This is a genomic window from Rhizobium sp. P38BS-XIX, assembly GCF_012641435.1.
Taxonomy (GTDB): domain Bacteria; phylum Pseudomonadota; class Alphaproteobacteria; order Rhizobiales; family Rhizobiaceae; genus Rhizobium.
Genome location: NZ_JABAIJ010000002.1, coordinates 522,957 through 549,081, shown reverse-complemented (window position 1 = coordinate 549,081; position 26,125 = coordinate 522,957). Strand labels below are relative to the sequence as shown.

Genomic DNA, 26,125 nt, shown 5'->3' with positions numbered 1-26,125 from the left:
ATTTCCGATATAGTGGTCAGACGTGCAAACGCATGACGATATCATTTCCATAATTACCGAAGCCGCGGCCAAAAATGTTCACGCCTCCGGTGTGGCCCGCATTTTCTGCTATGCCGATCCGCAGCCGGATGGACGAATGCTGCGACAGTGCCAGATCGCTTACCGTGACATTCGATACGGCCACGCCGTCGATGAACGTTCCACGGGTGGAGGTGCGCCACGTCTTCAGCTTACCGTATTGCGAGCCCTCAAGCTTCCACCATGAAGGTGTGAATGCGCCGCGTCTATCTCCATAGTCGCCAGGAGACGTCCATGTTCCGATTGCTATGCCATTAACCCAGAGCGTAATGTCCGAAGGCCAATCAGGGTTGGTGCCAGGCACTTCGGATGACAATTCTATCGAGAATTCAATGGCTCGCACGTCTTTATTTAAAACTTTGGCATTATTAGGAAATTTATATTCAATATAGCCTCTGCCAAACCAAACGAGCCCCGCCTGCATTCGTAGCGGATCGAGAAAATAATCCGGCACGTCGAGAAGCCCAATCACGCTCTCCGTCGAACAGAGACCACACGGGGCATGGACCTCGCAGCTAGTGTAGAGGCCGACGGGCATGGCAACCTCGATGACATCTTCGGATTTCTGAACGATATTCTCGAAGCTGATCAGAATTTCGCTGTAGACCGCCGAGCAGATTTTCTGGCTGCCCTTGCGAGCCTTGGCAAGCTGAGAACCTACAAGCCGCGCTTCCTCCAGGATCTGTATCCCGGTAGCGACGGTCGATTGCGGCAGAGCGAGCGCTTTTGCGATATCGTTGATATTCATTGGCCCGTGCTGGCAAAGCAACTTGAGCATTTGAACGCGATTTGGTGCGGAAAGCGCTTTGATTATATCCTCATTCCCATCGGCATTGATCGTCAAGAACGAGCGTTCCATCGCGTCCTCCAGCGTCTGTGAAAAGACGCTTTATATCGGAAAAAATGATACAGCAAGGGTACGTCTTTCAGGTGCCACCATTTGAGGTAGGCTTGATTGATATGAGCAACCATTTGGGCGATCGTCCTCTGAAGTTCGTGCCTCGTATCGCCCATATATACGACGGGAGAGAATGAAGACGCCGAGCAGGTCGGCATCAGACTGGGAACTGTCAATCAGCGCCCGGAGCTAAGCCCCATTCGCAGATCTGATGCTCTTCGGCGTTGTCATGGGCGCAAGATCTGATGGGACTTCCAGGTCGACCGGGCGATTGAGCGTTCCAGCAGAAGACGTAGCGGAAGAGGTTTCCGTCCTATTCCAAAAGGAACGCGACAAGGGCCATGCTCCAGCGCGTCGTCCACCGGTTCCTGGCACGATGCCTTGAAATGGCCGTTACCGCGAGATCGAAGTGGAGTCGCCGTCATTGCCATCAGCCGCTGAGGCACACATGTCCAAGTGTATCCAGATCGATTTCTAAAACCTAATAGGAGTAGGCATGTCCCGCCTTTCAAACATGGTCACCGCGGTAACTGACGGCGGCAGAGGAATAGGTCGAGAGATCGCCCTACAGCAGGCTAGGGAAGGTGCAAAGGTCGCCGTGTTGGCGCGGACGGCCACCGAGATTGAGGAAACAGTCTCTCTCATTGAGGAAGAGGGCGGTGAAGCGATCGCTGTTTCGGCGGACCTGATTGGCCTTGCCGCCGTTGAAAGTGCCTTTACTCGCGTTGCAAGCGAATTGGGCCCGATCGACATTCTCATCAACAATCACGGCTCGTTTCAGGGCTTTGGTCCTGCCTGGGACTGCGATCCCCTTGTGTGGTGGCGGGATGTCGAGATCAATCTGCGTGGTACATTCAATACCTGCCGCACGGCCGCCCCTATGATGTTGGCGCACGGCCGGGCCGGATCGTAAACTTCGTTGGTGGCGGAGCGGGCAACAGTTTTCCTCATGGCTCTGGCTACGCGTCCAGCAAGGCCGCCATCATGCGTTTCACGGAGTGTCTGAACGACACAACAATTGCCAACGATGTCCGCGCATTCGCCGTCGATCCAGGTCTTGTTCGCACTGCGATGACCGAGCTACAGCTATCGTCGGAGGCAGGAAGAACCTATCTGCCCGGAATACAAAAGCTTTTCGATGATGGCGTTGACATCGAGCCGATGCACGCTGCACTTCTAATTGCCGACATCGCCGCCGGACGCTTCGATACCCTTGCCGGTCGTCTTTTGCGCGGCGTCGACGATCGCGATGCGCTCGCAGAGGAGATGGATGCGATAGTTGCGGACGATGGTAGAGCACTGCGTTTTACTACCGCCGATCAAGCTAAGCTCTGACGATATTCTTGGAGCTTGGAGAGCGCTACACAGCAGGCGATCACGCTGCTCGGCACGCCCGCGCATATTGCGGGACCGGCGGCGTTCCTGACCAGCGACGACGCTCGCTTCGTAATGGGTCAGACACCTTTCGTCGATGGCGGCTGGATGCGGCCTCAGGGGTCGCAGGCCAGGCAATTCGGCTTGACTATAAAGTCAGGCGCCTACGCCCCCAAATCTCGGATCGCTGTTGCGCCGATGGAATCGTCCTGCTTTTGAGCGCTTCCTTAAGCTGACGAAAAGCCGTCTTACCTCCGTCTGCCATCGGCACTGCAACGTGCGGCCGGGGAGGTGAAATTGACGGCGCGCCAGTTCACGCCGCCGTAGCGCCGTCAAACGCTTGGCGCGCCTGGTCCACGTCCTCCATGTGTTCGATGGTCCAGGCATGCAGTGCCTGAAATGGCCCCAGCAGCGAGCGGCCAAGCGGCGTGATTGTGTATTCGACCCCGATCGGCGAGGTCGGAATGATCCGGCGGGAGACAAGCCCATTGCGTTCCAGCCTCCGCAAACATTGGGTCAGCGCCTTCTGCGTCACGCCCCCAATTTGCCGTTTGATTCCGTTGAAGCGCATTGGACCCGTATCCAGCACGCTGATCACCATCATCGACCACTTATCGGCGATATTATCGAACAGCGAGCGGCTGGGGCAGCTTTCATCGAAGTGCTGACAAATGGGCATGGGTTTCCTCAACGATACCTGGGCGACTGTAAGTGCGTTCTTGCAACTAAGTAGCAGATGTATACCTATCTCGCAAATCAGCGAGAAAGGCTTCCTCATGACTTAGACAGACGTTCTGTTGCGACCATTCCTGTCGGCCCGATGAAGCTGGCACCCCCATCGTCACACCATGGGGTGACGCGTAACGTCACACCCGTGGAAAGCAAACCAGGCAATCAAATCCAGGTCAGTCGACTGGACCAAATCAGGAGCTTCCTTTGATCCGCTTCTTCTCCCTTATCCCGCGGCGCCCCGACATCGACCGCCAGCGCTTCCATGACCATTGGCGCCACCCGCACGGCACTCTGGGCCGCCAGATTCCGGGCATGCTCACCTACGTTCAGGCGCACCAGTTCGACACCGACCGCCTCGGCCCGGGGCAGGACCAGTACGACGGCGTCGCTATGCCCTCGTTCGACTCCCCGAAGGCCGCCGCCGCGCTGGTCGATGAGCCCTTGTTCGTCGACAACATCCGCCCCGACGAGCCATTGTTCCAGGACTTGCCGAGGGTCATATTCTTCATCACCGAGGAGGAGGTCATCGTCTCGCGACCCGCTAATGGCGCCGGAGCTGCGGTCGATCGGCAATGGGACGTGCTGGAGCGGCCGACCAGCATCCATCTCTTGCAGTTCGTGCACCGCGATGGCAATCCTGACTGGACAAGCGCAGATGACGCCGAGTTGGGCCTGCGGATCGGTGCGCTGCGTCACGCGGTAAACCGACCGAGCGCGGAAGTGCACAGCGACGACCCACCGTTTCTGGGCGCTCGCCAGTTGTGGTGGCCTACCCTGACGGCGTTCCAAGATGGGGTGGACGCCGAACGCGCTGCTTTTGACGAACTTCTCGCGCGAGCCGGTCACGCCGTCACCATGCTGGCGATGTCGGAGCGATTCCTGCGGTAAGCCAGGAGCCTGTCATTTACTGTCCTACGAGGACGCTGAGCGCTTCAACCGCGAGCTAGCAGCGTCCTGACCTTCACCGCTAAAGAACGGCATCTTCACGGCAGACCTTGAGTCCGCTGTGGCAACACTCAATCTTCCGATTTCACGGAGCAAGCTGCCCTTGTCGATCTTCGCCGCCGCTATCCGAGACTTCAATGCCTCGACCGGCTGGCCCGCGAGATAGACGACGTCATCGTGATCGCCAGTCGTGGTTTTGTTCCTCCCACGGGTTGATGATAACCAAACCAACGCCCCCGAAATTTGAGAGATTGCGAGTGGCCGCCGATGCGCCGCGCGAGAGGGCGGTCGCTGCGATCCGCGCACCGAACGGCCTGATGGGTCGGCCGGCTCTGCGGCGGTCTGTGGCAATGGCGGCCTCCGCTGCGTCGCGATGGTATTGTCATCATTGGTTGCGCGACATTCAACATCGTGTGGGCCGAGCTCCGCTGGTGTCAGCGATGCGATCTCGCTGAGATCGCCGTGGACCCCGGCCGACATCGCCGCTCGCTTTCACAAGCGAGCGACCCCTTGTCGTTCAGCCGCTCCCACCCCACGGATTTGATTGCGAAATACGGGCAAACTTAATTTATGTCTCGACGGGGCGACAGGGCACGTGGGCGTCGAATGGGCCACGCCCAAATTCGACCTCGCGCCAACCGGTTTTATCACGCAGGGTGACAAGATGCCCTAAGCTGCCATCCGGCACGCTTTGATCAGCACATCGTAAGTGTCGCCTCTCTTATCCATGGGCCAGTCATCGAGAAAGTCGAACACATCCTGTAGGCTGGCGAGCTCTCGAATATACGAACAACGGGCGACCGAATTTGGTGTCGGTCATCGCTATCTCCTTTCCTCTAGGCGTTCGACGTCGCACAGTTAGGAAATGAGATTCCAAATTCAAAGAGTTTACCCGACGGTCTGTGCGGCGGTTGCTCGGGAGCCAATTTGAACCCACGATCATCTGATCAAGCATCGTTCTTGGGGAGCTTACGTGTCGCTCAAGGAACTTGAATGTCCTTGTCGTGCAGCTCTCTCGACTGATCGAAGGCCTTGGCGTCGGTACCCGAGCCACCTTCTGAGTAAACCATTGTGACTAGCTGCTTATGCTTCTTATGGTCGATGATCTCGGACGGCGCCCTAATCTGTTCCAACGTCGTCGGAGCAAGGGTTAGGTCGACCTGGTGTGGCGGTATCACTTGGGCTTGCCGCATCAAGTTCGGCCGCGCGTGGTTGCTGGACATCGGCGGCGTTGTCGGTTTTTTGTCGGCGGTGCTGATTGGACCGAACGGGTGCATAGCTTCTCTCCTTCGCAGTCCGGAATATCCCTGGGCATACGAAGCGAACTCCGACAGTCACTGATCGTTCCGCCCTGCAATCAAAAGGCAATCCTGCCCCTCCATTGCTGATGGTGAGATTTGAGGGAAGCCTCGCTAACCCAACTAGTTTAGATTAGGCCATGTCTACTCGCCTCCGCTGCCTGGTGCTTGCCTTTACGTTTTCAGTTGTCGTTTGGGCTGGAATAATCGCGATCGGTATAAATCTGATCGGGAATTCGGTGCAGGGCATTGACACCGGAAATGTCATTAGCACTCGTCATGGGACCTCACCCGGGCCCTGACCGCAAGCGAGCCCGGCTTTACCGGGCTCCTGATAGCTACCATCGGTCGTCGTAATGCCGATGGTGGTGATAGTGGGCCCACGGCGGCGGGGGCGGTGGGCGATGCCTCCATCCGTAGCCTTCTCTACCGTAGGCGTAGCCACGGGGGGCCATTTGGGCGGCAATGCGCCCATTTGATTTTCATGGAAGCCGCGACCGCATGCGTAGTCTACGCTAACAATATTCGCCGAGCTAACCGGTCCTGAGACTGGAGCGGATATAAAGGGCATTGCTTCAGCGACCGAAGTGAACAGGCCAGCTGCGGTTATTGTCGAGGGGATTAAAAGCATTTTCATATCTTCACTCCCTGCACGTCCCTGGCACATATAAGGGCAGCGGCGATGAACCGTTGGCGAACCAAAGAAGGCAATTCTTTGGTCGATCTGTCGATCGCGAAGACGCCGGCTGCGAGACTTCTACCCCAAGGAAGATTATTGTCCGCCGGCCTTTATGCGATCTCGCTCACGAGATGATTTGAAACGGTCGAGATGAATGCACGAAGACGCTGAAGGCGTCGCAGGTCTCTGTGATATCCCATCCAAATGTCGCGCGCCGGCGGCGACGTCGGCAGTTCCAGTCTGCGAATACCTGGAGTCTGATTGCCTACGACGCGCGGCAGAACGGCGATTCCTATGCCTTGCCGACACATTCGGCCCTGAACGTTGCGGTTATTTGATCGCAGGACCGGTCGCGCGTTCGGGAAACTCTCGATGAGCCAATCGATATCAGGAAACTGTCCGGTCGACGTATCGTGGGTGATCAGCCGGAAACCAGTCCCGTCGCCATATTGCGGATCAGGTGATGCCACGGCGATATAAACGCCGTATTCGAGCTTGAAGAGCCGCCGCTGAACGATATCGGCGGTGTTGAATGGAACGATTCGAAACGCAATGTCGGCCTCTCGCTGGGCCAGGTTGAACTGACGTGTACCAGTCAGGATTTCGGCGTCGACATTGGGGTAGGCGCTCGAAAAATCTGCAAGGATTGGCGGCAGGACATAGGACCCAAACCAGTCGGCTGATGAGATGCGCAGATTGCCTTTGAGATTTTGCCCCTGCCCGGCGAGCCTGCGCTCCATGGCCAGCGCGCCTTCTTCCATCTGCTCTGCCAGCGCGATGATCCCGTGACCCTCTTCGGTGAGGACAAGACCGTCCGCGGTCCGCTGGAAGAGTGTGTGGCCGATCGCTTCCTCAAGGGCACGCAGCCGTCTGCCGACGGTCGGATGGCTCGTCTGAAGAACGCGCGCAGCGCCGCCGAGCGTGCCGGATCGCGCAATAGCAAGAAAGATTCTGACGTCACTCCATTCCATGGCCATTCCCTTACAAAAATGAACATCGGAATTACAATTATGTCACTTCAAGTACAAATATAAACATCTAGATTCAAGTCATCTTCTGAAAACGAGCGGAGAAACCAATGAAAACGTGGCTCATCACAGGCTGCTCGAGCGGCTTCGGAAAACGGCTCGCGATTGCTGCGGCCGAGCGCGGCGATCAGGTCATCGCGACGGCCCGCAATGTGGAGATGATCAGAGAAATGGCCGAGCATTCCGGCGGCCGCATGATCACCTTACCGCTGGACGTAACGGATGCAGCGGCAGCCAAGGCGGCGGTCGCAAAGGCCGTCGATACATTCGGTGGCTTTGATGTGCTCGTGAACAATGCCGGCTACGGACTGTTTGGCGCGATCGAGGAAGGCACCGCAGAAGAATATCGGCCAATGTTCGAGGTGAACGTCTTCGGTCTGATCGAAACGACGAAGGCGGCCCTGCCGGTCCTGCGCCGTTCGGGCGGAACCATCGTCAACCTGTCGTCCGGTGCAGGCATCGCTGGCAGCGGCGGTGCCGGATATTACAATGCTGCCAAGTTCGCCGTGGAGGGGATTTCCGAAGCGCTCGCCGGTGAGCTGAAGCCGTTCGGCATCCGTGTAATGATCGTTGAACCTGGCCCGTTTCGAACTGATTTTCTTGGTCGCTCGATCACGATAGCCGCGAAAGAAATGCCGGAATATGCCGCGAGCTCGCGCAGGCACTATCGCGAAACCAACAATGGCAATCAGGCGGGCGATCCCGACAAGGCGATTGCGGTGATCCTGCAGGCGGTCGATGCAGATGACGCCCCACTTCATCTGCCGCTCGGCCCCATCGCGCATTCGATCGCCGAGCGGAAGCTGGCTTCTTTTCTCGGCGATATCGACGCCTGGCGAGACATTTCCATTGCCACCGATTTCGACCAACACTGAGCGCTGGCTGAACTCGGTTCAAATATCAACATTGACTGGAAAGAGATCATGATCCCGACGTTGAAGGGGTTTACCCAGCAGATGGTGCCGGTGAACGGCATCAAGATCAACGCCGTCACAGGAGGGTCGGGTCGGCCGATCCTCCTGCTTCACGGTTGGCCGGAAACCTGGTGGGAATGGCACCATGTCATGCCGCTGCTCGCGGAGCAGTTCAGCGTGGTGGCGATCGATCTGCGCGGCGCTGGCTTTTCCGACTGTCCGCCTGATGGCTACGACAAGGCGACGATGGCGCGCGACGCGCACGAGGTCATGTTTGCCCTCGGGCACGAACGTTACGCCGTTTGCGGCCATGACATTGGCGGAATGGTGGCATTGCCGCAGGCGGCCATATATCGGAAGGCTATAACCCACCTGGCAGTGCTCGACGTTCCGCTTCCCGGCTGGAGCCAATGGGAGGCGACGACGGCAAGGATCTGGCACTTTGCCTTCCACGCCAATCGGGATTTACCCGAGCGCCTCATAATTGGACGCGAATATGACTATGTTTCGGCGTTCATGGCGGAGCGGTTCTACGATCATAGCACCTTCAATCCTAAGGACATCGAGATCTACGCCAAGGCGATGGCTCTGCCTGGCCGCACGCGCGCCGGTATGGAATGGTATCGCACCCTTGCCGCCGACCACATATCCGCGCTCGATTACAAGAAGCGGCCGCTCGAGGTACCGGTGCTAGCTCTCGGCGGAGAGCAGCGCTTCGGTTCGAATATGGTCCCGATGCTCATGGAGTTCGCCAGTAATGTCACGGGCGGCTCGATCGCGCGGTGCAGCCACTATGTCGCAGACGAGCGGCCAGACGAAGTCGCCGCCGCTCTGATCGATTTCCTCGGGGTCAGTTGAAACGTTGCAGTCCGCGGCCATGCGCCGAAAGGGGTCGCGGCACCGCGGGCAACCTGTGCCTGATCACATTCGATAATGAACTAAGAAAGGAAGACTATCATGACGACACCCGTCATTCGCGGCGTCAATCATATCGGCATCACGGTGCCCGACATCGAAGCGGCAAAATCGTTCCTGGTGGAGGCTTTTGGGGGCCAGGTGATCTATCAATCTTTCGGAGCGCAGGATCCGGAGCGGAAGGGACCCGAATTCGAGCGAGCCACCGGCGCTTTCCCGGGAACGGTCGTGCGTGCTCAGGCGATGGTCAGGATCGGAACCGGGCCTGACATCGAGCTCTTTGAAATGCACGGCCCCGAACAAGTCCAGCCGGTTCGGGCAAGCGACTTCGGCATTACGCATTTCGGTGTCTACACCGACGACATCGAAGCATCGGTCGAGCGCTTCGAAAAGGCAGGCGGCACGCCTCTTACCGCGCCGCGCGCTATTCCCTACGCAACCGAAAGGGGCCCAGGAAATAAGGTCTGTTACTGCCGCATGCCGTGGGGCACGACGATCGAGTTCATCACCACGCCCGATCGCATGGCCTACCATGACCAGACGGATCTGCGCAGGTGGCAGGACGAGGAATGAGTGGACCAGTGGATGAGTGGGCGCTTAAGAATAGAATGTCGCCCGTTAAGAGTCCGCGCCACGACGTGTGGCGCAAAGAGTTAGGCGACACCAAGCCTGCCGATCGGTGGGCGGATTAACCTGCCTTACGCAATTGCAGACGCGAGACGCCGGCTGCAACGTTTAGACCTGTGCCTGCCTCCGCACTCAACGGCTGCAAACCAAAATTCTTGGCATTGCCGCCGATCAGCGCATTTGCACCCAGTCCCAGGCCAAGTGATGCGCCGGCCGATGCTCCGACATAGGTCCCGGCAAGGCTGCCTTCTCCGACGGTTGTCGGCGTGGTGTTGACCACGATCCAGCTCAGATAGGATTTGCCCGTAACACCCACATCGATGCCGAGCTTGCCAATCGTACCGGTATAGCGTTCGACCCTGCCGGTTCGCTGTTTGAACTGGCAATCGACTGTGCGGCTGGAGCCGACCAGCAGTCCGATGCCACCGGCCACTTCGCAAGACAGGGTTCCAAGTCGCTCTTTTGGCTGGGACGCAAATTGCTGGCCGTGTTGCTGCTTTTTGCCGTGATGGTTGTCAGCGGCGGCAGCAGCCGAACCAAAGCCGAGAGCGGTTGCCATGGCGAGAATGAGCATCTTTTTCATTGTCTTTTCCTTGTTCGAAATTGGGTGGGTACTAGTCACTGCTCGGTCAGGTCAGCTTTGACGCCACAGCTAACTGCAGACCTGATATCACCGGCTTCGACGCGAAATCGGAGGCGATCGATGTCGCAATGCGCGCGGCGTCCTCTGAAGAAGCCGTACCGGTGAGCATAATGACGCCGTCGACCGTTTCGACATCGATCTGGCAATCCTCAAGACCATGGGTATAAGCCAGAAGGCACTTGACTGCCGCGTTGGTCGCAGTCGGATCTGCCGCGACCGGCGCGCTCGTGAACAGTGAGAATAGCATCGTGGTTGATCCCTGAATGGGGATCGATCGGCTCGCCAACCAGGCAGCCGATCAATCGCAAGGCGTTACTTCAGCGCATCCTTGATGGCGTCCTTGCCTTTGCCGACGGTGCTCTGTACCTGGCCGGCGGCCTTGTCGACCTTGCCTTCTGCTTCCAGTTCCTTGTTGCCGGTGACCTTGCCAGCAACTTCCTTGATCGTGCCCTTCAGTTCCTTTGCGGCACCTTCGATACGGTTCTTATCCATAATGTGGCCTTTCCTTAGACAGCGTTCGATCATCAGACACCGAATTCGCCGGCGTCATGATCTTGGAAATAGAACCGTTCCCGATGAAAGTTCAGAGTGGAAAGTACTATTGTAATTAGTATCAAATGACCTTTTTGCGCGCTCCACGTCACTTTCCGCGCGATTTTGTACCCCCACGCGGTGGTAATTTTCCGTCGGGGCCACCTTTAAAGCCGGGTTCCCGCGCGCCCAGATGACAGCGGCTGCACGTCGGTTAACGCCGATCTTTCCGTATAAGGATGCGATGTGGTTGCGAATGGTGTTCTTTGAAAGATGTAGCGTCTCTCCCATCTCCGCATCACTTTGGCCTTTGCAGATCAGGCCGAGGATGTCCCGCTCCCGCTCGCTAAGCTCCAGCAGTCCGGCTGTCGACGTTGTCGTCGACCCGTGCTTCAAGGTCGCGAGACGCTCGACAATGGAGTGGCTAAACCATTACGTATCGGCCATGACAATTTCGATCGCCTCAGCCAGCTGTGCTTCGCCGCGCCGGCGTTCCGTGACGTCCTGAAGGGCCCAAATGACGCATTGTTCGTCATTGATCTCCACGCGTTCAACAGAAACAAGGCAGTCGGCAACACCGTCATCCTTCTGCTTCATCCGCATCTGCTCATTGCGACGAAGGTGTTGTCACGCAGCTTCTGCTCAACGGCGCGTCCGGCGGAAATGTCCTCCCATAGACGGAGTTCGCCGGCAGTCCGGCCGACGACCTCAGTCAACGCGTAACCCGAGATCTGCAGGAATTCGTCGTTTGCTTCCGTGAACACCAAGTCGTCGCGCCTTGAAATTGCAGCTGGCGCAGGTGAGAGCCGAAAAGATTTTGAAAAGCGCTCTTCGCTCTGACGGAGAGCGTTCTGGGCCTTTCGCCTTGCGTCGAGATCGGCGAAGGTAAACAGCATAGACGGTTCTCGACCTCGGAAATCGGCTCGCCGGCGACGATCACAAGCCGGTCGCCGCCGCCGGGCAGGGGAACCAAGGCCTCGATGGCGTATCACCCGACCTTCGGTGAGTTTCGATAGGGCATCGTCCCCGGTGTCGCAGTTCGAGAACAGTCCGATTGCATCCACGGTCCTGCCGATGACATCGTCCTTGGTGAAGCCCGTCATCTCCAGAAATCCTTCGTTGACCCTGATGAACCGCTGATCGTCGAGCCGACAGATCAGACCAGGTGCGGGGTTGACATTGAATGATCGCTCGAACCTCTCCTCTGCCTCGAATCGTGGAGGCTCATCTTTGATGATCAGCGCCAATGCATCAGGCTTGTCGCCGACGTCGGTTCCGGCGATATCTCGACGGTCACGTCGTCGACTGTCTCGCCAGCGAGAAGGCGCTCCATCGGGTATTGGCCTTCTTCCAGAAGATGGTTGTTGCGATACCGCAGAGTGAACGTTCGCCGATATCCCGCTGCGTCGCCTCCGGGCTGCTCAATGCTACTCACTCGATGCATGGCGATGGCTGCGGCATTAGCCCAAACGATACATCCAACTTGCTCAACAAGGATGATGCCGTCACTCAGACCCTCGATCAGTTCTTGAAGGTTGCCCTTGTTGATTTTTGGCGGATCAGGAATTTCACTTATGTCGTCCCTCAAGTGCATTGGCGGACCAATAGGTTGCGTCCCTGGGAACGATTTAAAGGGTAAGTGATCATCGCCGCATGGGATATTTATGGCGTCGAGCATCAACGACGACTTCTTATGCTGTAGCTACGGAAGTTTAATCGCTGATCCTGTAAGGCTGGCCACTTGATGGAGGGCTCTGTATGCCGACGCACTGTGATGGCTGCCGCGATGGCGCCGCTTTCGACCTTCCTTTTTCGATGGCGTTTCAGCCGATCGTCAATATCAATACGGGCGCTGTCTTTGCTCATGAGGCCTTGGTGCGAGGTCCGAACGGCGAGCGGGCTGGTTCCGTTCTGAGCCAAGTCAAGGAAGGCAATCGCTATGCGTTCGACCAGCAATGTCGAGTGAAGGCGATCGAGTTGGCGTCTGAACTCTTCGATCCTGCTGATCATGTGAAGCTATCGATCAACTTCATGCCGAACGCAGTCTATGAGCCGCGGGCCTGCATTCGGCTGACCCTTGCAACTGCGATGAAGACCGGTTTTCCTCTTGACCGCATCATCTTCGAATTTACCGAGAACGAGCAGCTCGATACCAAACACGTCCTCCATATCCTTCGCACCTACAGGGATATGGGATTCAAGACGGCAATCGACGATTTCGGAGCTGGTCACTCGGGGCTCGGGCTTCTGACCCACTTCCAGCCCGACATCGTAAAACTGGACATGGACCTGATCCGGGGGATCGACACAGATCCCGTCCGGCGCAAAATTGTTAAACACTCGCTCGATATGCTGGAGGATCTGACGATTGTCCCTTTGTGCGAAGGGGTCGAAACTGCTGACGAGATGGCAACGCTGAAAGACCTTGGCGTCTCCCTCATCCAGGGTTACTTTTTGGCAAAGCCGAGTTTTGAATCTCTCGCGACGCCCGCAGGGCCAAGGAACATTGCCTCCGACGCTGCCTAGCGCCGGATTGATGACGGGATGCCGGGACAGCGATCGCCCTAAGTTAAGCTTGGTTTCAGGCGGAGGTCCTCGTCCGTCATGAAACCATTTTTGACTGTCGAGATGCGAATCTCGTCCCCAAGCGAAGGCTGACTCGGTCGGAAAACGACTTGTGCAGTGCCACACGTTGACACACGTAAAATTCCGTGAGACGAGCCAGTCATGGCCAAACGTCTCACACGTAATTTCTCGCTGACCCCGGAGCTTGAGGGGTTCATTTCCGAATGCCTGTCGTCGGGTGACTATGGCAATGCCAGTGAAGTTGTCCGATCAGGGCTGCGCTTGCTTCGCGATGGTGCCAAAGATGCGGCATCATTCGCAGCAGCCTGGCCGATCGGGGGCGGTGCCTGCGGCAGCATCATCCGGGAAAAGGACTGGTCGGAGACTGCGATTGGGCCGACGAGCGGCTGGTCCGTCGAGTTCCGCACCACGGTTGCCAACATCGTCAATTCGCCGGTTGCGAAAGTGCTGATGTGGGGGCCGGGCCATGTAATGATATACAACGATACCTATGCGAAGATCGCAGGGGAAAAACATCCTCGCGCACTTGGCAGCAACGTTGCGGAAGTCTGGCCGGAGATCTGGGACTGGAACCGTGACATGATCGAGGCCGGCCTTCGCGGCGAGCTTCGTTCCTATCACGATCAGAGCATGACGCTCATCCGAAATGGTCGACCCGAGCAATTTATCTTCGATCTGTTCTATACGCCTGTTTACGAGGCCCACGGCAAAATCGGTGGCGTGATGTGCACGGTCGTTGACAACAGTGACCGCGTCGCGATGGAAAAACGCGTGAGCGATAGCGAAGACGAACTCCGCCGCGTAACCGACGCCGTGCCGATGCTGATCTCCTATGTTGATCGTCAGCATGTTTATCGTTTCGCCAATCATGCCTACGAGGCGTGGTTCGGTATGAAGCCGGACGATATGATCGGCAAACATATCGCCGCGGTCATCGGTGAGGGGCCATACGAGAACCGGCGGCCAGACATTGATCGTGCACTGGCTGGCGAAGTCGTGACCGGCGAAGCCGACATGCCGGTGCAGGGCGGCGCGCCGCGCCGCCTCGAAATTCGATACGTGCCGCACGTAGCGGGGGATGGATCAGTCCCCGGCACCTACATTCTCGGCATCGATATCGAAGAGCGAGCGGTGCGGGAAGCCGAGCTCGAAATGAGCAATAGGCGCTTTCGTACGGCCATGAACGCAGTGCATGGCGTTCTATGGACCAACAGTGCGGACGGCAGAATGGTCGGCGAGCAGCCGGGCTGGGCAGCACTCACCGGCCAGACGTTCGAGCAATACCAAGGGTTCGGTTGGGCACAAGCTGTGCATCCGGACGACATGGACGCGTCGGTCGCGACTTGGAATGCCGCGGTCGAAGCGAAATCCATGTATGTGCACGAACACCGGGTCCGCCGGCATGATGGCGCCTGGCGCCAGTTTGCCATCCGCGCTCTGCCGATCATCGGCTCAAAGGGTGACATCGTCGAATGGGTCGGAGTGCATACTGACATCACCCATCAGCGCGCCGCGGAGGCCGCTTTGCGTGACCAGGCGGAAGCGCTTTCGCGCCAGGTCCGCCACCGGGAGCGGGCCGAAGAGCAGCTCAAGCAGCTGAACGAAAATCTTGAAGCGCGCGTCATTACCGAGATCGCCGAGCGCCGCCAGGCGGAGGTGAAGCTGGCGCAGGCTCAAAAAATGGAAACCGTGGGGAAATTGACCGGCGGGGTCGCGCACGACTTCAACAACCTGTTGCAGGTCGTGTCCGGAAATCTGCAGCTTCTGTCAAAAGAGGTTGCCGGCAACCAACGCGCCGAGGCGAAAATCGCGAACGCCATGGCCGGTGTATCGCGGGGTTCAAAGCTCGCCAGCCAGCTGCTCGCCTTCGGTCGCCGTCAGGCGCTCGAACCTAAGGTGGTCAATATCAGCCGTTTCATCCGCGAGATGGACGACATGATCCGCCGGGCGATCGGCGAGGCCATTGAGGTCGAGACCGTGGTCGGCGGTGGGCTCTGGAACACCTTCATTGATCCGACGCAGATCGAAAATGCTCTGCTCAACCTCGCCATCAATGCACGCGACGCCATGGAAGGGCAGGGCAAACTGACGATTGAGCTGTCGAACGCTCACCTCGATGATGCCTATGCCCGCACGCATGACGAGGTCACGCCCGGCCAGTATGTGATGATGGCGGTGACCGATACCGGGTCGGGCATGCCGCCCGAAATCATCGAGAAAGTCTTCGAGCCGTTCTTTTCCACCAAGGCCGAAGGCAAGGGCTCCGGTCTTGGTCTGTCGATGGTTTACGGCTTCGTCAAACAGTCCGGTGGCCATGTCAAAATCTACTCGGAAGTCGGCCACGGCACGACGATCAAGCTTTATCTGCCGCGTGCGGTCGAAGCGGAGGACGTCGAGGTTGCCGTCGATAACGGGCCGATCGTTGGGGGCACGGAAACTGTCCTCGTCGTCGAGGATGACGCGGAGGTCCGCGAAACCGTCATCGCGATCCTGACCGACCTTGGATATCGCACGCTGAAGGCGGTCGATGCATCGAGCGCGCTGACAGTGATCGATAGCGGCATTCCGATCGACATTCTGTTCACGGATGTGGTGATGCCGGGCACGCTGAAAAGCCCGGAGCTCGCCCGAAAGGCAAAAGAGCGACTGCCGAATATCGCTGTGCTCTTCACGTCAGGCTACACGGAAAACTCGATCGTTCACGGCGGCAGGCTCGATGCAGGCGTCGAGCTGTTGTCCAAGCCCTATACCCGCGAGGCGCTGGCGCGTAAGTTTCGTCACGTCTTGGCGAACCAAGCCCAGCGGTCGAATGCGAAAACAAAGGATCGCCTGGTGGAACGAGTGCGGAAGCTGGAGCAATCTCCGACACCTTCCGCCATCATGGCGGAGCCAAGCAAAGTAGAGCCAATCAAGGTAAAAGTCGATCGCGCGACCGTTTTGCTGGTTGAGGACGATGCGCTCATCCGTGTCAATACGGCTGAGATGCTGCAGGATGCCGGACTGATTGTCGTCGAGGCGGGAAGCGCTGAAGAAGCGAAAGCTGCCTTGCAAACAATGGCGGTTGATGTCCTTGTCACCGACGTTAATCTCCCTGGCGCATCAGGCTCGGAGCTGGCTGCGGAGGCCAGGGCTTTAAGGCCTGCTACGCTGATCATATATGCGACCGGTGACCCGTCCTCCGTTCGCGATGAAACGGATGCCATTGTGGTGGCCAAGCCCTACGATGCCGAAAAACTCGCCGAAGCCATCGCGAAGGTCGGGGTCGGCGTGTCCACGGGAGCACATTTGGATCGCGTTCAGGGTACTGACGAATTGGATGAAGCCTAGGTGCTGACCCGACATCGAACCGGATAGGGCCGAGGCGCATGAGTTGCGAGATCGTCACGAGGTGCTCAGCTCGTTACGCTCCCATCTGCTCGAACAACTGAGATAGCTTTGCGCTTCACTCCGGGGATGGTTCAGCCGCTTCGGACCCGGGCGTTGGATTGTCCCGCTTTTCGCCATGGCCATCGCGGTCAACGTCTCCATTCTTGCTCTTTGACCGATCGATATTTTCCTCCGCGCGTTTTCTAAGCATCTCCCGGTCTTGGTCGGCGGTCTCAGGATTGCTTCGAGCAGCGTCGCTACCGAGATCTTTGTCTTTTGTCATCTGTAGAACCTTTCTGATTAGCGATCGCTCATCGACGGCAGGTGGATCATGATGTCGCGCTGTTCCTTCTCCGTCAGAGGCGCCACGTGAGTTTGCCAATATGCATCCGCTTCCGAGGGGCATCTTCCCAGCGTCGGGTGCTGACAATGTTGTCGTCCACCTTTAGCCTGCCGCCGACCGCCCAGGCGCAGGTACTCAGTTGCGATTTTTAGAGACTGCGTCTCGGTCTCATGCGTTTGCAACTGATCCTCTATTTCGTCGCGCGATTGGCCGAGAACCTGGAGAAGAGCGGCATGTTCCGGTTTGCCGGCTCGCTCACCGAGGAACACGGGAAGCGGAGTCAGGGTCTCGTGACCGCCGGATGGTTCATTCGCCTTATGGATGACGGTCATGTCTCCGTCGAGCACCTCCAACGACCAGCGGTCACCGTCGCTACTGATGGAAGATTCCTTTTCTTCAATCATAACGACTGCCTTCTATTCAATGGAAAAGAGCGAGCTGACATGGCGTCGGTCGCAACAGAAGTATGATTACCGAGGCCAGCGACATCGGCCATCCAAAGTGATGCCTATGTCTGCTAACATTGCCGTCTGGCTGAGCAGGACGAAGCGCCCTCAGCGCTTGTGTTTTCATGGCTCCAGCAGCGGCCTCTGCGTAGAGGGTTGCGGGGAGGGTGCTGCTCGTCTGTTTCGCTCTGGCGTCAGCCGACAGACTCTTCGGCTTCAAGAAGGCGCATTGCTCGCGGTCAAACCTTCGCGCCAGGCCAAGCGAGCGGGAGTTTCACCAAACTGCCTTCCTTATTTCCAAGGATAGGGTGAGATCTCCAAGGCGAGGGTGAGGAGTGAGCCGACCGTGCATATGATACTTGAAGAGGAAAAGGTCGAAGCGAAATCGCTCCGACCTCATACTGCAGTCAATGTGAGCCCTCAGGCTTTGTCGACGACGCCTTTCACAGCATCCTTTGCATGGCCTTTGGCCTGCTGAGCGTCGCCCTTTGCTTCCTGAGCGGCGCCCTTGGCTTCCATGCTCTTGTTGTCGGTAGCGTCACCGACGGCTTGCTTTGCTTTGCCAGTCAGCTCATTTGCCTTGCCGGAAACTTCATCGGATGTCGAACCCATGTTCGGTCCTCCTTTGAGAGCGGTACGCACGACCTTCGACTCGCTATCCGGTCAAATGCCGGGTAAGTCTATCTTGGGTAGCTTGACGACCCGCTCGTCTGAACAATGCGCCGCCTGGCTTATCGTTCCGCACTTTAGGATGGCTGATGCCTGACGATGTGCCTCACCCGTTGATGGATGCGTTCAAGTGTGCCGGTCGGATGCCAGCGGAAAAGGTCTTTTTTCCTCGACGCCCTATTTGAACGGGTGCGAAAGCATTCCTGTTACAAAATTTGGCGATCAAGCGAGAAGGGCTTCCCTAGTGAGCGTCATCGGCATTGACCTGGACGTTTGACGGTTCGCGTCAGGGAAGGATTCATGTGGCCGACACAGCCAAAATCCGGGCTGGCAAGTCAATCTGCCAGCCCGGAAGTTCACTCAGGCTGTTCCGTCGCTACCCATTGCCGCAGCAATCAACTGGTCCTTTTCTCGGAGGCCCTTGTTGAAAAGTCTTGCAACGGTGTTCGTCAATTTCCCGATTGCAGCGGGGTCGTGAGTAAGGCCCTTTGCAGAGGCGACTTCCTTGACCACAGAGGCGCACAGGCGCGCATCGTCCTTCGAAATGGCTTCTATCATTTCTTCTGTCTCTGAAACACCCGCCCCGGCGGTGGGGGCGGGCCGTATCGATCGATTCTCAGAAGTCCATGCCAGCGCCAGCCGGCAGGGCAGGGGCGGCGTCCTTCTTGGGCTTTTCAGCAATCATCGCTTCCGTCGTCACCAGCAGGCCTGCAACCGAGGCGGCATCCTGGAGCGCGGTACGCACGACCTTGGCGGGGTCGATGACGCCTTGCGCGTAAAGATCACCGTATTCACCGGTCTGCGCATTCCAGCCGTAGGAGAAGTCTGTCTTCTCGCGGAGCTTGCCGACGATCACCGAACCCTCAGCGCCGGCATTCTCGGCGATCTGGCGAACAGGGGCTTCGATCGCGCGACGGACGATTTCAACGCCGACCTTCTGGTCCTGGTTGGCGGTTGCGATACTGTCGAGCGCTTTGACCGCGCGAAGAAGCGCTACGCCACCACCGGGCAGGATGCCTTCCTCGACGGCTGCGCGGGTCGCATGAAGTGCATCGTCGACGCGGTCCTTCTTTTCCTTCACTTCGACTTCCGTCGAGCCGCCGACGCGGATAACGGCGACGCCCCCGGCAAGCTTGGCAAGCCGCTCCTGCAGCTTCTCGCGGTCGTAGTCCGAGGTGGTCTCCTCGATCTGTGCGCGGATCTGGGCAACACGGCCATCCAGCTCAGCCTTGGAGCCGACGCCGTCGATGATGGTGGTGTTTTCCTTTTCGATCGCCACCTTCTTGGCTCGGCCGAGCATGTTGAGCGTGACGTTTTCGAGTTTGATGCCGACGTCCTCGGAGATCACCGTGCCGCCCGTCAGGATGGCGATATCTTCGAGCATGGCCTTGCGGCGATCACCGAAGCCGGGCGCCTTGACGGCAGCGATCTTGAGGCCGCCACGCAGCTTGTTGACGACGAGGGTTGCAAGCGCTTCGCCCTCGACATCTTCCGCGATGATCACAAGAGGCTTGGATGACTGAACCACGGTTTCGAGAACCGGGAGCATCGCCTGAAGGTTTGACAGCTTCTTCTCGTGGATGAGGATGTAAGGGTCCTCGAACTCGACGCGCATCTTGTCCTGGTTGGTAACGAAGTAGGGGGACAGGTAGCCACGGTCGAACTGCATTCCCTCGACGACTTCGAGTTCGGTTTCTGCGGTCTTGGCTTCTTCGACGGTAATGACGCCTTCGTTGCCGACCTTTTCCATCGCCTCGGCGAGGTACCGGCCGATTTCGGAATCACCATTGGCCGAAACGGTGCCGACCTGGGCGATCTCCGCATTGCTCGTGATCTTGCGCGCGTTGGTCTTCAGTTCCTTGACGACGGCGTCGACGGCAATGTCGATACCGCGCTTCAGGTCCATCGGGTTCATGCCAGAGGCAACAGCTTTCGCGCCTTCCTTGACGATGGCCTGGGCGAGTACGGTCGCGGTCGTGGTGCCGTCGCCGGCGAGATCGTTGGTCTTCGATGCCACTTCGCGCAGCATTTGGGCGCCCATGTTCTCGAACTTGTCTTCCAGCTCGATTTCCTTGGCGACGGATACGCCGTCCTTGGTGATGCGCGGCGCGCCAAACGATTTGTCGATCACGACGTTGCGGCCCTTCGGGCCGAGTGTGACCTTGACGGCATTGGCAAGGACATCGACCCCACGCAGCATGCGTTCACGGGCATCGCTATTGAATTTGACTTCTTTCGCAGCCATGTGTCTAACTCCTCAATAGGCAGCTATTTGACTGATAGATTGGATTAACGGGTATCGCCTCAGGCGGCCTTTTTCTGCTCGGCCTGGGCTTCGATGATGCCCATGACGTCGCTTTCCTTCATGATCAGCAGGTCTTCGCCGTTGATCTTGATCTCGGTGCCGGACCATTTGCCGAACAGGATGCGATCACCGGCCTTGACGTCGAGCGCCTGGATCTGACCGGCCTCGTTGCGCGCGCCGGGACCGACGGCGATGACCTCGCCTTCCTGCGGCTTTTCCTTGGCGGTGTCGGGAATTATGATACCGCCTTTGGTCTTCTCCTGGGATTCGACCCGGCGGACGAGAATGCGATCATGAAGCGGTCGGAACGACATGTTTTCCTCCGTTGAGCAAAAATGATGACGTTGAAGACCCAGGCCGGACCGGATGACCGGTCCGGGCGGGTGCGAACCTCTTTGAGCGTTCGCGGGAAGAATTTATTTTCGAGATTTTTCAATTTCAAGAGGGGTGACAAGAAAAAATAGCACTCAACAATGACGGCTGCTAACATATTGTAAGGGATCAATAAACAGCATCGCCGAGTTCAGAAAACCGTTGATGCCTGCAAGATTTTTTGTCACCTTCACCGTGTCACGAAACGGAGATGAAGCATGCAATTCTCGTCGGATCTCGAGCGTCAGCTCAACGGCTATGGGCTGACCACCGCGCATATCCTCTACCGCATTCCCGACTTCGAATCCGTCCTGCAAACCTACGTCTGGCAGGACTATGATCTCGCACCGGATTTTCCGGAGATGCACAAGTTTCTCGGCTTCTGGCAGGCAAAGCTTAACGGGCCGCTCCACTCCGTCCGCTATTCCCACCAGCAGCTGATCGGTCCGAACGAATGGCGACGTGTCGAGGGCGAGTTCAAGCTTCACTGAACTCTTGAATTTGATTTCTTATGCTTCCTAGCTCATCGACCGCCCGAGACGTTGAACTCGGTGTGCGTCGATTGTGTATGGAGTGACACCTGCATGGAAGAGAACATCAACATCATCAAGAGTGTTGGCATCGATGAACGCGAAGAGATCATTGTGGACTTTGCCCGGTGGCTTGAAACCGCTGCAAACGAGGAGCTGGTCTGCGGAGAAGGGAAGTTCGCAATGATGTCCGCCAGCATGGCAGAAGCAATGCGAGTGAATGCCGACGAACTCGCTCGCGATAATCCTGAAAAGACCGAACGTGTGCTGCAGTAGGCCAGGGCGATGATGGCGCAGTTCAAGGCTGCCTATCCCCATCGGGTGATCAGTCGATCCGTCAACTAAGGGGCGAGGCAGATTTGTCGGCGCGCGGACAGGGTGGGACATTCCCCGGCAAAGATGCGAGCGGATGAAGTCGAAAATCATCTCATCTCACAGGGATGAATTTTTTGCGTCACGGATCTTGAATCCGAAATTCTCAAAAACCAAATCGTTTGCGGCCAGCTGCTGAACATTGAGCTGGCCTGGCTGGAAGTGCTGCTTTCGGCGCTTCTGTACCCATGTTGCTTCAAGGAGGATATGGCTATGGCAACATCTTACGACTATGCACCGCTTTTCCGCTCGAGCGTTGGCTTCGATCGGGTCTTCAATCTTCTTGAAAACGCCCAGCGCGCTCGCTCGATCAGCGACTGGCCGCCCTATGACATTGTCAAGACCGGCGATGACAGCTACCGGATCTCGATAGCGGTCGCAGGCTTTGCCCAGGACGATCTCGAAATCACCTTCCAGTCCAACCTGCTGACCGTCACCGGCAAGAAGCAGGAGGCTTCGGCTGATGCTTACTTGCATCGGGGCATCGCCGGCCGTCCATTCGAGCACCGGTTCGAGCTTGCCGACCACGTGCGTGTGAACGGTGCGGATCTGAGCAATGGACTGCTGTCCGTCGATCTTGTTCGTGAGATCCCGGAAGCGCTGAAGCCTCGAAAGATTTCGATCGAGAGCACGGCGGGGTTGACCTCGTCTCGCCCGGCGCAGCTTGAAGCGCAGAAGGCTGCCTAAGGTCCAGATGCAATCATAGACGAGGGCGCCACTGCGGTGGCGCCCGTCAACATCCCGGGTTGGAAAGGAGAGAGCGATGAAACCCGATATGTTCAGACACCCTGTCACCATTCTTGTCGGGCTGGGCTTCCCTGCGAAAGTTCGCGATGTAATGGACGCTTACCGGCACCTGAATGAGTGGCCGACCTCGTTCAGAGACTCGGTGCACTCTGGTGCTCTAAAAGCGTGTAAGGCCGCACTTCGCGGCGAAATCGAAGCAGAGACGGCGCGCGGCCTTTTCGCAGCATTCGCCGCCAAGCATGATCTACTGGCTCCCGAAACGGCCGCGCTTGCTGCCTCCCGCACGCGACGAGACCGCGATCCCCACGTGCAATGAGGTGATGTAATGGAAAATTTCATATTGCAGCAGGCGGTCGACCAAGCAGTCACCATGGGGCCGGCGGTATTGATGCAAGGCATGCGGCTCAGGCGGCCGAGCGATGTCGTGAGAGCGCCATCACTCTCGCAGGACGACAAACACGCGATCCTGGCCGCGTGGGCGTCCGATCTCTATGCGGTAGACTCGCAACCGGCTCTCCGTAAGTTGCCTGGTACGATCGAACCCGTCTCAATCGATGAAGTTCAGGCAGCGCTGAGAGAACTCGATCGACGAAGTCGATCGTAGCGGTGCAGGTGCGGCGGGCTGGATCGTCGATTGGCAACCATGTCCTACTTCGAGCGATTCATGTCCGCCCACTTACTCGTCCTGTGCTGCGTTCGTGGCAGAGAGGCCCTCAGCGCCCCGTATTTTGGTCCTGTCAGGACGCCCATATTCCGTCATAATCCCCGAGCGGCGTGGCCTTCTTGCATGGCGCATCGTTTGGTTCCGCTGGCCCGGTTCGACAGCGATAGGAAGACTCAGATTGTGCTCAACGGATTACAACCAGAAGATAATACTTCGAAAACGTCAAAACTAACCGTTGACCTCTGGCTGTCATTCCCTTAGAGATAGGTCATCGATCTTTTGCTTGCCGAGCTTTGTTCATCGCGCGATTGGCACCGTGCTCTAAGCGAACTTTTCTTTCAAAAATAGTCGGTTTTCGTCTGCGGAGCGCCTGCTTCGCGGGTCCTCAATCTATGCTTTGAAAGGGTTCATCATGACCACTGGCACAGTAAAATGGTTCAATTCCACCAAGGGCTTCGGCTTTATCCAGCCTGACAACGGCGGCGCTGACGCCTTCGTTCATATCTCGGCTGTCGAGCGCGCCGGAATGCGCGAGCTGGTTGAAGGCCAGAAGATCGGCTTTGAACTCGAGCGCGACATGAAGTCGGGCAAGATGTCGGCCTGCAATCTGCAGTCCGCTTAATCGATATCTGCTTCCCTTTGACCACGGATGTACTGGCACTGCCGGAAGCAATTATCAGTTTGAGGCCAGGCATTTCGCCTGGCCTCTTTCGTTTTGGCGTCATAGCAACATCGAGGACATTCAATGACAGAGACATATAGCAAATCCCGCCAGCAGGCCGAGACCGCCTTCGGCAATCTCCAGACCCAGTTCTTTGCCAAGAATAACGCGGTGGAAGAGCTCGAATCCGTGGCCCAGGCACGTGATGCCAAAACCCTCAGGCTGCGCGAAGCGCGCCTCGCCAAGGAGCAAGCCGACCGGATGTCTGCAACATCTGCGCTGCTTGCCAAACGATCCAAGGCCGGCTGATCACCCAACGACGAATATCAGGATAAAAATTTGAGACACGCCAGAAACAACGAACTTACCGACCGACGCTCCGCTGCTGCTGACGCAAAGGCATCTCTTCTCACGGCCTACCGAGCAGCGAAGACGGCGGCAGAGCCATCGCGAGCCGCCAGACAGACCGAGCGCATCTCGTTTGTTGAAGCGCGCGAAGCACGCCGTGCAGAGCGGGAACGAGTGAAAGTCGAGGAGCGTACCCGCCTCGAAACTCTTGCGGCCCAAGAGCAGGCAGCCATCGTGGCAGCAGCGACAGCGGAAATCGAGGCGCGACGATCGGCCGAGAATACCCGGATATCAGGGGTTGTTCAAGACGAGGCCGCCCGCAAAGCCGAACGCGACAGACGTTATGCCGCTCGCAAGGCCCGGCAGGCTTAGTATCCACGGGCCCGCCTTTTATTGGATGGGTTCGTGGAACAGATCAGGGCGTGACGCCGTCATTCCCGAACTTACTCAGTTTCGAGGAGCCGACCATGGCACCGGATACGAACGAACTTCAGGCAATCAACACGTCCTGGCAAATTGCGATTCAGGAAATCCTGCGCATGGTCATCCGTGACATGTATCATGCCGGCGGTGAGGCGTCATTTAAGACGCACATCAAGCGGATCGAAGAAGCTGCGGTCGACAGTATCTACACGGATCTGAGGCTTCGCGGCACTGACGAGTGGACGGAAATGCTCGTCAAGGAACGGGCCAGCAATTTCGTAACGACGTTGCTGACGTCATTTACCTACGACCGCGCCTGACAGCAATAGAGGTCAGCGGAGCCACAAGCTTCAGCAAAAATGCGAGCGCCTTGAACTTTCTAGCGGTGTGCCGGGTTGATCTGTCGGGCGCCTGCCTAGATCACCCCAGCGAAGTAGCAACAAGCCAAGCGGTCGTACATGGAAGAGCATAGCGCAGAACGCCTCGCAGCCATCGTCGAGTCTTCTTTCGACGCGATCATCAGCAAGGATCTTTTCGGTACGATCGTCAGCTGGAACAAGGCTGCCGAGCGCATGTTCGGTTTTCCGGAAAGCGAGGCAGTCGGAAAGCCGATCTATCTGATCATTCCTGATGACAAACGGGATGAGGAAGCGGATATCCTGCGGCGGCTGAAGCTAGGGGCGCGGATTGAACCTTTCCAGACGACGCGCCGGCACCGAGATGGACGGATAATCCCGATCTCGATCACCATCTCCCCCATCAAAAGCCGCGCTGGCAAGCTCGTCGGTGCATCCAGCATCGCCCGAGACATCTCGGAGACGCGCGAGAGCGATCGCCGGCTCCGTCTTTTGACGCGAGAAATCAATCACCGCGTCAAAAATCAGTATGCTGTCATCCTGGCGGTCATCCGGCAGACGGCAACACGGTCTCGCTCAATCGAAGATTTTGAGAAGCGGGTCCGGGAGCGCATCATGGCGCTGTCACATTCGCATGATCTTCTCTCGCAGGTCGATTGGGCCGGCGTCAGCCTTGCCGATCTGGTGGCTCATCAGCTCAAACCCTTCGAAGCTCTGCAGCCGGCCCAGATTATCGGCCCGGAGATCGTTCTTGACGCCAATGCTGTTCTCAATCTTGGCATGGCCTTCCACGAACTGATCATGAATGCGATGCGCTTCGGCGTTGAGGATGTCGGCGGCATATCTGTCACGTGGCGACTAACGAGCGAAGAGGGTGTCGACAGGTTCGAGCTCACCTGGTCTGAGCCAGCAGTGGCTTATGCAGATTTACTGGCGCAGGAAGAAGGCTTTGGCGCTCTCGTCCTCTCTAAGCTGGTGCCATCCGCTCTCTCGGGTCAGGCGACCTGGAGTTTTGATGGTGGACTGGTCGTCTGGAGGTTCGCAGCGCCACTCGATCGTATCCAGGTCGGCCTCGGGTCTCTGGCGCCGCCTTCCTAAGATAGATTTCGGCCTCCTCGCCTCAAAACCGTTCACTTTCCTCCGGAGATTGTTTGGCTTTCCCTAACCGTGGCGCCGATTGACTTTTGCAACTTCGTCCTCACGTGCCTGCTTGAGATATTGATCGAGCGTCCATTGGAGCCGTCGGACCAGGTTGGAGAAGGCGTGTTAAGAGAT

The 26,125-nt window shown here is 57.6% G+C and carries 29 protein-coding genes and 6 pseudogenes; 20 read left to right on the top strand and 15 right to left on the bottom strand.

Going from position 1 to position 26,125, the window contains the following annotated elements:
* Nucleotides 1-16: 16 nt before the first annotated feature.
* Entirely contained in the window at nt 17-937 is a 921-nt protein-coding gene (locus HGP17_RS11770) for an ArsR family transcriptional regulator (RefSeq protein ID WP_168809002.1), read from the bottom strand.
* A gap of 147 nt (nt 938-1,084) precedes the next feature.
* Here HGP17_RS11770 and HGP17_RS33670 point away from each other — a divergent pair.
* The 4 genes and pseudogenes from HGP17_RS33670 to HGP17_RS33655 all read left to right on the top strand — a co-directional run.
* Nucleotides 1,085-1,251: pseudogene (locus HGP17_RS33670) on the top strand (GFA family protein); the annotation flags it as partial.
* A 221-nt stretch (nt 1,252-1,472) separates the two neighbouring features.
* Nucleotides 1,473-1,889: an SDR family NAD(P)-dependent oxidoreductase gene (locus HGP17_RS33665; RefSeq protein WP_246704031.1), complete on the top strand. Its 417-nt coding sequence runs from the start codon at nt 1,473-1,475 to the stop codon at nt 1,887-1,889.
* Entirely contained in the window at nt 1,793-2,311 is a 519-nt protein-coding gene (locus HGP17_RS33660; RefSeq protein WP_348648919.1) for an SDR family NAD(P)-dependent oxidoreductase, read from the top strand. Before HGP17_RS33665 ends, HGP17_RS33660 begins: the two co-directional genes overlap by 97 nt.
* Nucleotides 2,312-2,341: 30 nt before the next feature.
* Nucleotides 2,342-2,455 (top strand): annotated as a pseudogene (locus HGP17_RS33655) (SDR family oxidoreductase); the annotation flags it as partial.
* Between the two features lie 208 nt (nt 2,456-2,663).
* Here HGP17_RS33655 and HGP17_RS11750 read toward each other — a convergent pair.
* The gene (locus HGP17_RS11750) at nt 2,664-3,029 is read right to left on the bottom strand and encodes a helix-turn-helix domain-containing protein (RefSeq protein ID WP_168809000.1); all 366 of its coding nucleotides are present in this window, start codon (nt 3,027-3,029) and stop codon (nt 2,664-2,666) included.
* Nucleotides 3,030-3,286: 257 nt separating this feature from the next.
* Between HGP17_RS11750 and HGP17_RS11745 the strand changes: the two genes are divergently transcribed.
* Complete coding sequence (locus HGP17_RS11745; protein WP_168808997.1) at nt 3,287-3,970, top strand: EthD domain-containing protein; 684 nt, start codon at nt 3,287-3,289, stop codon at nt 3,968-3,970.
* Between the two features lie 132 nt (nt 3,971-4,102).
* Here the strand turns inward: HGP17_RS11745 and HGP17_RS33650 are convergent.
* The 4 genes and pseudogenes from HGP17_RS33650 to HGP17_RS11730 all read right to left on the bottom strand — a co-directional run.
* Nucleotides 4,103-4,234: pseudogene (locus HGP17_RS33650) on the bottom strand (integrase); the annotation flags it as partial.
* A gap of 288 nt (nt 4,235-4,522) precedes the next feature.
* Nucleotides 4,523-4,697: pseudogene (locus HGP17_RS33645) on the bottom strand (integrase); the annotation flags it as partial.
* Nucleotides 4,698-5,007: 310 nt separating this feature from the next.
* Complete coding sequence (locus HGP17_RS11735) at nt 5,008-5,304, bottom strand: hypothetical protein (protein WP_168808995.1); 297 nt, start codon at nt 5,302-5,304, stop codon at nt 5,008-5,010.
* An 810-nt stretch (nt 5,305-6,114) separates the two neighbouring features.
* Nucleotides 6,115-6,975 carry a LysR family transcriptional regulator gene (locus HGP17_RS11730; RefSeq protein ID WP_168808993.1) on the bottom strand — a complete coding sequence of 287 codons (861 nt, stop codon included), beginning with the start codon at nt 6,973-6,975 and terminating at the stop codon, nt 6,115-6,117.
* A gap of 107 nt (nt 6,976-7,082) precedes the next feature.
* Here HGP17_RS11730 and HGP17_RS11725 point away from each other — a divergent pair, with 107 nt between their 5' ends.
* From HGP17_RS11725 to HGP17_RS11715, 3 genes are all read left to right on the top strand, one after another.
* Nucleotides 7,083-7,907 (top strand): oxidoreductase, encoded by an 825-nt coding sequence (locus tag HGP17_RS11725; RefSeq protein WP_168808991.1) that lies wholly within the window; start codon nt 7,083-7,085, stop codon nt 7,905-7,907.
* 48 nt (nt 7,908-7,955) lie between these two features.
* Nucleotides 7,956-8,804, top strand: a complete 849-nt coding sequence (locus tag HGP17_RS11720; RefSeq protein WP_168808989.1) for an alpha/beta hydrolase — start codon at nt 7,956-7,958, stop codon at nt 8,802-8,804.
* Between the two features lie 99 nt (nt 8,805-8,903).
* Nucleotides 8,904-9,434 (top strand): VOC family protein, encoded by a 531-nt coding sequence (locus HGP17_RS11715; protein ID WP_168808987.1) that lies wholly within the window; start codon nt 8,904-8,906, stop codon nt 9,432-9,434.
* 115 nt (nt 9,435-9,549) lie between these two features.
* Here HGP17_RS11715 and HGP17_RS11710 read toward each other — a convergent pair whose 3' ends face one another.
* The 4 genes and pseudogenes from HGP17_RS11710 to HGP17_RS11695 all read right to left on the bottom strand — a co-directional run.
* A complete protein-coding gene (locus HGP17_RS11710) occupies nt 9,550-10,071 on the bottom strand; it encodes a DUF992 domain-containing protein (protein WP_168808985.1) in 522 nt (173 codons plus the stop codon).
* A gap of 46 nt (nt 10,072-10,117) precedes the next feature.
* Nucleotides 10,118-10,378, bottom strand: coding sequence for a BON domain-containing protein (locus HGP17_RS11705; protein WP_168808983.1), 261 nt, complete (start codon nt 10,376-10,378; stop codon nt 10,118-10,120).
* A 65-nt stretch (nt 10,379-10,443) separates the two neighbouring features.
* Nucleotides 10,444-10,623: a CsbD family protein gene (locus HGP17_RS11700; RefSeq protein ID WP_112945092.1), complete on the bottom strand. Its 180-nt coding sequence runs from the start codon at nt 10,621-10,623 to the stop codon at nt 10,444-10,446.
* A 222-nt stretch (nt 10,624-10,845) separates the two neighbouring features.
* Nucleotides 10,846-12,256: pseudogene (locus HGP17_RS11695) on the bottom strand (PAS domain S-box protein); the annotation flags it as partial.
* A 164-nt stretch (nt 12,257-12,420) separates the two neighbouring features.
* Here HGP17_RS11695 and HGP17_RS11690 point away from each other — a divergent pair.
* Both HGP17_RS11690 and HGP17_RS11685 read left to right on the top strand, forming a co-directional pair.
* Complete coding sequence (locus tag HGP17_RS11690; RefSeq protein ID WP_168808981.1) at nt 12,421-13,188, top strand: EAL domain-containing protein; 768 nt, start codon at nt 12,421-12,423, stop codon at nt 13,186-13,188.
* Nucleotides 13,189-13,389: 201 nt separating this feature from the next.
* The gene (locus HGP17_RS11685; RefSeq protein ID WP_168808979.1) at nt 13,390-16,575 is read left to right on the top strand and encodes a type II toxin-antitoxin system ParD family antitoxin; all 3,186 of its coding nucleotides are present in this window, start codon (nt 13,390-13,392) and stop codon (nt 16,573-16,575) included.
* 339 nt (nt 16,576-16,914) lie between these two features.
* Here the strand turns inward: HGP17_RS11685 and HGP17_RS33635 are convergent, their stop codons facing one another.
* From HGP17_RS33635 to HGP17_RS11660, 5 genes are all read right to left on the bottom strand, one after another.
* On the bottom strand, nt 16,915-17,361 hold the full coding sequence (locus HGP17_RS33635) for a hypothetical protein (RefSeq protein WP_246704030.1): 447 nt from the start codon (nt 17,359-17,361) through the stop codon (nt 16,915-16,917).
* A 462-nt stretch (nt 17,362-17,823) separates the two neighbouring features.
* The gene (locus HGP17_RS11675; protein WP_168808977.1) at nt 17,824-18,015 is read right to left on the bottom strand and encodes a CsbD family protein; all 192 of its coding nucleotides are present in this window, start codon (nt 18,013-18,015) and stop codon (nt 17,824-17,826) included.
* 417 nt (nt 18,016-18,432) lie between these two features.
* Nucleotides 18,433-18,630, bottom strand: coding sequence for a hypothetical protein (locus HGP17_RS11670; RefSeq protein ID WP_168808975.1), 198 nt, complete (start codon nt 18,628-18,630; stop codon nt 18,433-18,435).
* 58 nt (nt 18,631-18,688) lie between these two features.
* A complete protein-coding gene (groL, locus tag HGP17_RS11665; protein WP_168808973.1) occupies nt 18,689-20,317 on the bottom strand; it encodes a chaperonin GroEL in 1,629 nt (542 codons plus the stop codon).
* A 59-nt stretch (nt 20,318-20,376) separates the two neighbouring features.
* Complete coding sequence (locus HGP17_RS11660) at nt 20,377-20,691, bottom strand: co-chaperone GroES (protein WP_168808971.1); 315 nt, start codon at nt 20,689-20,691, stop codon at nt 20,377-20,379.
* A gap of 276 nt (nt 20,692-20,967) precedes the next feature.
* On the opposite strand from HGP17_RS11660, the gene HGP17_RS11655 reads away from it, so the two are divergent.
* The 10 genes and pseudogenes from HGP17_RS11655 (at nt 20,968) to HGP17_RS11615 (ending at nt 25,948) form a co-directional block, all read left to right on the top strand.
* Nucleotides 20,968-21,240: an aspartate-semialdehyde dehydrogenase gene (locus HGP17_RS11655; RefSeq protein ID WP_168808969.1), complete on the top strand. Its 273-nt coding sequence runs from the start codon at nt 20,968-20,970 to the stop codon at nt 21,238-21,240.
* A 93-nt stretch (nt 21,241-21,333) separates the two neighbouring features.
* Nucleotides 21,334-21,624, top strand: a pseudogene (locus HGP17_RS11650) (hypothetical protein).
* A 240-nt stretch (nt 21,625-21,864) separates the two neighbouring features.
* A complete protein-coding gene (locus HGP17_RS11645; RefSeq protein ID WP_168808967.1) occupies nt 21,865-22,338 on the top strand; it encodes an Hsp20 family protein in 474 nt (157 codons plus the stop codon).
* Between the two features lie 76 nt (nt 22,339-22,414).
* On the top strand, nt 22,415-22,714 hold the full coding sequence (locus HGP17_RS11640) for a DUF982 domain-containing protein (RefSeq protein ID WP_168808965.1): 300 nt from the start codon (nt 22,415-22,417) through the stop codon (nt 22,712-22,714).
* A gap of 9 nt (nt 22,715-22,723) precedes the next feature.
* Entirely contained in the window at nt 22,724-23,002 is a 279-nt protein-coding gene (locus HGP17_RS33630; RefSeq protein ID WP_246704029.1) for a hypothetical protein, read from the top strand.
* A 472-nt stretch (nt 23,003-23,474) separates the two neighbouring features.
* Nucleotides 23,475-23,684 carry a cold-shock protein gene (locus tag HGP17_RS11635; protein WP_018902430.1) on the top strand — a complete coding sequence of 70 codons (210 nt, stop codon included), beginning with the start codon at nt 23,475-23,477 and terminating at the stop codon, nt 23,682-23,684.
* A 123-nt stretch (nt 23,685-23,807) separates the two neighbouring features.
* Nucleotides 23,808-24,032 (top strand): hypothetical protein, encoded by a 225-nt coding sequence (locus HGP17_RS11630; protein WP_168808963.1) that lies wholly within the window; start codon nt 23,808-23,810, stop codon nt 24,030-24,032.
* Nucleotides 24,033-24,062: 30 nt separating this feature from the next.
* Nucleotides 24,063-24,443 carry a DUF6481 family protein gene (locus HGP17_RS11625; RefSeq protein ID WP_168808961.1) on the top strand — a complete coding sequence of 127 codons (381 nt, stop codon included), beginning with the start codon at nt 24,063-24,065 and terminating at the stop codon, nt 24,441-24,443.
* A 95-nt stretch (nt 24,444-24,538) separates the two neighbouring features.
* Nucleotides 24,539-24,814 (top strand): hypothetical protein, encoded by a 276-nt coding sequence (locus HGP17_RS11620; RefSeq protein ID WP_168808959.1) that lies wholly within the window; start codon nt 24,539-24,541, stop codon nt 24,812-24,814.
* Nucleotides 24,815-24,952: 138 nt separating this feature from the next.
* Complete coding sequence (locus tag HGP17_RS11615) at nt 24,953-25,948, top strand: PAS domain S-box protein (protein ID WP_168808957.1); 996 nt, start codon at nt 24,953-24,955, stop codon at nt 25,946-25,948.
* Nucleotides 25,949-26,125 lie beyond the last annotated feature (177 nt).

Excerpts from the sequence above, each read along its gene's own strand:
- HGP17_RS11720 (WP_168808989.1), top strand. The coding sequence starts at position 7,956 with ATGATCCCGACGTTGAAGGGGTTTACCCAGCAGATGGTGCCGGTGAAC.
- HGP17_RS11640 (WP_168808965.1), top strand. The coding sequence starts at position 22,415 with ATGAAACCCGATATGTTCAGACACCCTGTCACCATTCTTGTCGGGCTG.
- HGP17_RS11635 (WP_018902430.1), top strand. The coding sequence starts at position 23,475 with ATGACCACTGGCACAGTAAAATGGTTCAATTCCACCAAGGGCTTCGGC.
- HGP17_RS11710 (WP_168808985.1), bottom strand. The coding sequence starts at position 10,071 with ATGAAAAAGATGCTCATTCTCGCCATGGCAACCGCTCTCGGCTTTGGT.
- HGP17_RS11730 (WP_168808993.1), bottom strand. The coding sequence starts at position 6,975 with ATGGAATGGAGTGACGTCAGAATCTTTCTTGCTATTGCGCGATCCGGC.
- HGP17_RS11770 (WP_168809002.1), bottom strand. The coding sequence starts at position 937 with ATGGAACGCTCGTTCTTGACGATCAATGCCGATGGGAATGAGGATATA.
- HGP17_RS11660 (WP_168808971.1), bottom strand. The coding sequence starts at position 20,691 with ATGTCGTTCCGACCGCTTCATGATCGCATTCTCGTCCGCCGGGTCGAA.
- HGP17_RS11735 (WP_168808995.1), bottom strand. The coding sequence starts at position 5,304 with ATGCACCCGTTCGGTCCAATCAGCACCGCCGACAAAAAACCGACAACG.
- HGP17_RS11725 (WP_168808991.1), top strand. The coding sequence starts at position 7,083 with ATGAAAACGTGGCTCATCACAGGCTGCTCGAGCGGCTTCGGAAAACGG.
- HGP17_RS33635 (WP_246704030.1), bottom strand. The coding sequence starts at position 17,361 with ATGATTGAAGAAAAGGAATCTTCCATCAGTAGCGACGGTGACCGCTGG.
- HGP17_RS11615 (WP_168808957.1), top strand. The coding sequence starts at position 24,953 with ATGGAAGAGCATAGCGCAGAACGCCTCGCAGCCATCGTCGAGTCTTCT.
- HGP17_RS11620 (WP_168808959.1), top strand. The coding sequence starts at position 24,539 with ATGGCACCGGATACGAACGAACTTCAGGCAATCAACACGTCCTGGCAA.
- groL (WP_168808973.1), bottom strand. The coding sequence starts at position 20,317 with ATGGCTGCGAAAGAAGTCAAATTCAATAGCGATGCCCGTGAACGCATG.
- HGP17_RS11675 (WP_168808977.1), bottom strand. The coding sequence starts at position 18,015 with ATGGGTTCGACATCCGATGAAGTTTCCGGCAAGGCAAATGAGCTGACT.
- HGP17_RS11670 (WP_168808975.1), bottom strand. The coding sequence starts at position 18,630 with ATGATAGAAGCCATTTCGAAGGACGATGCGCGCCTGTGCGCCTCTGTG.
- HGP17_RS11705 (WP_168808983.1), bottom strand. The coding sequence starts at position 10,378 with ATGCTATTCTCACTGTTCACGAGCGCGCCGGTCGCGGCAGATCCGACT.
- HGP17_RS11750 (WP_168809000.1), bottom strand. The coding sequence starts at position 3,029 with ATGCCCATTTGTCAGCACTTCGATGAAAGCTGCCCCAGCCGCTCGCTG.
- HGP17_RS11645 (WP_168808967.1), top strand. The coding sequence starts at position 21,865 with ATGGCAACATCTTACGACTATGCACCGCTTTTCCGCTCGAGCGTTGGC.
- HGP17_RS11630 (WP_168808963.1), top strand. The coding sequence starts at position 23,808 with ATGACAGAGACATATAGCAAATCCCGCCAGCAGGCCGAGACCGCCTTC.
- HGP17_RS11715 (WP_168808987.1), top strand. The coding sequence starts at position 8,904 with ATGACGACACCCGTCATTCGCGGCGTCAATCATATCGGCATCACGGTG.
- HGP17_RS33665 (WP_246704031.1), top strand. The coding sequence starts at position 1,473 with ATGTCCCGCCTTTCAAACATGGTCACCGCGGTAACTGACGGCGGCAGA.
- HGP17_RS11655 (WP_168808969.1), top strand. The coding sequence starts at position 20,968 with ATGCAATTCTCGTCGGATCTCGAGCGTCAGCTCAACGGCTATGGGCTG.
- HGP17_RS11700 (WP_112945092.1), bottom strand. The coding sequence starts at position 10,623 with ATGGATAAGAACCGTATCGAAGGTGCCGCAAAGGAACTGAAGGGCACG.
- HGP17_RS11690 (WP_168808981.1), top strand. The coding sequence starts at position 12,421 with ATGCCGACGCACTGTGATGGCTGCCGCGATGGCGCCGCTTTCGACCTT.
- HGP17_RS11685 (WP_168808979.1), top strand. The coding sequence starts at position 13,390 with ATGGCCAAACGTCTCACACGTAATTTCTCGCTGACCCCGGAGCTTGAG.
- HGP17_RS33630 (WP_246704029.1), top strand. The coding sequence starts at position 22,724 with ATGGAAAATTTCATATTGCAGCAGGCGGTCGACCAAGCAGTCACCATG.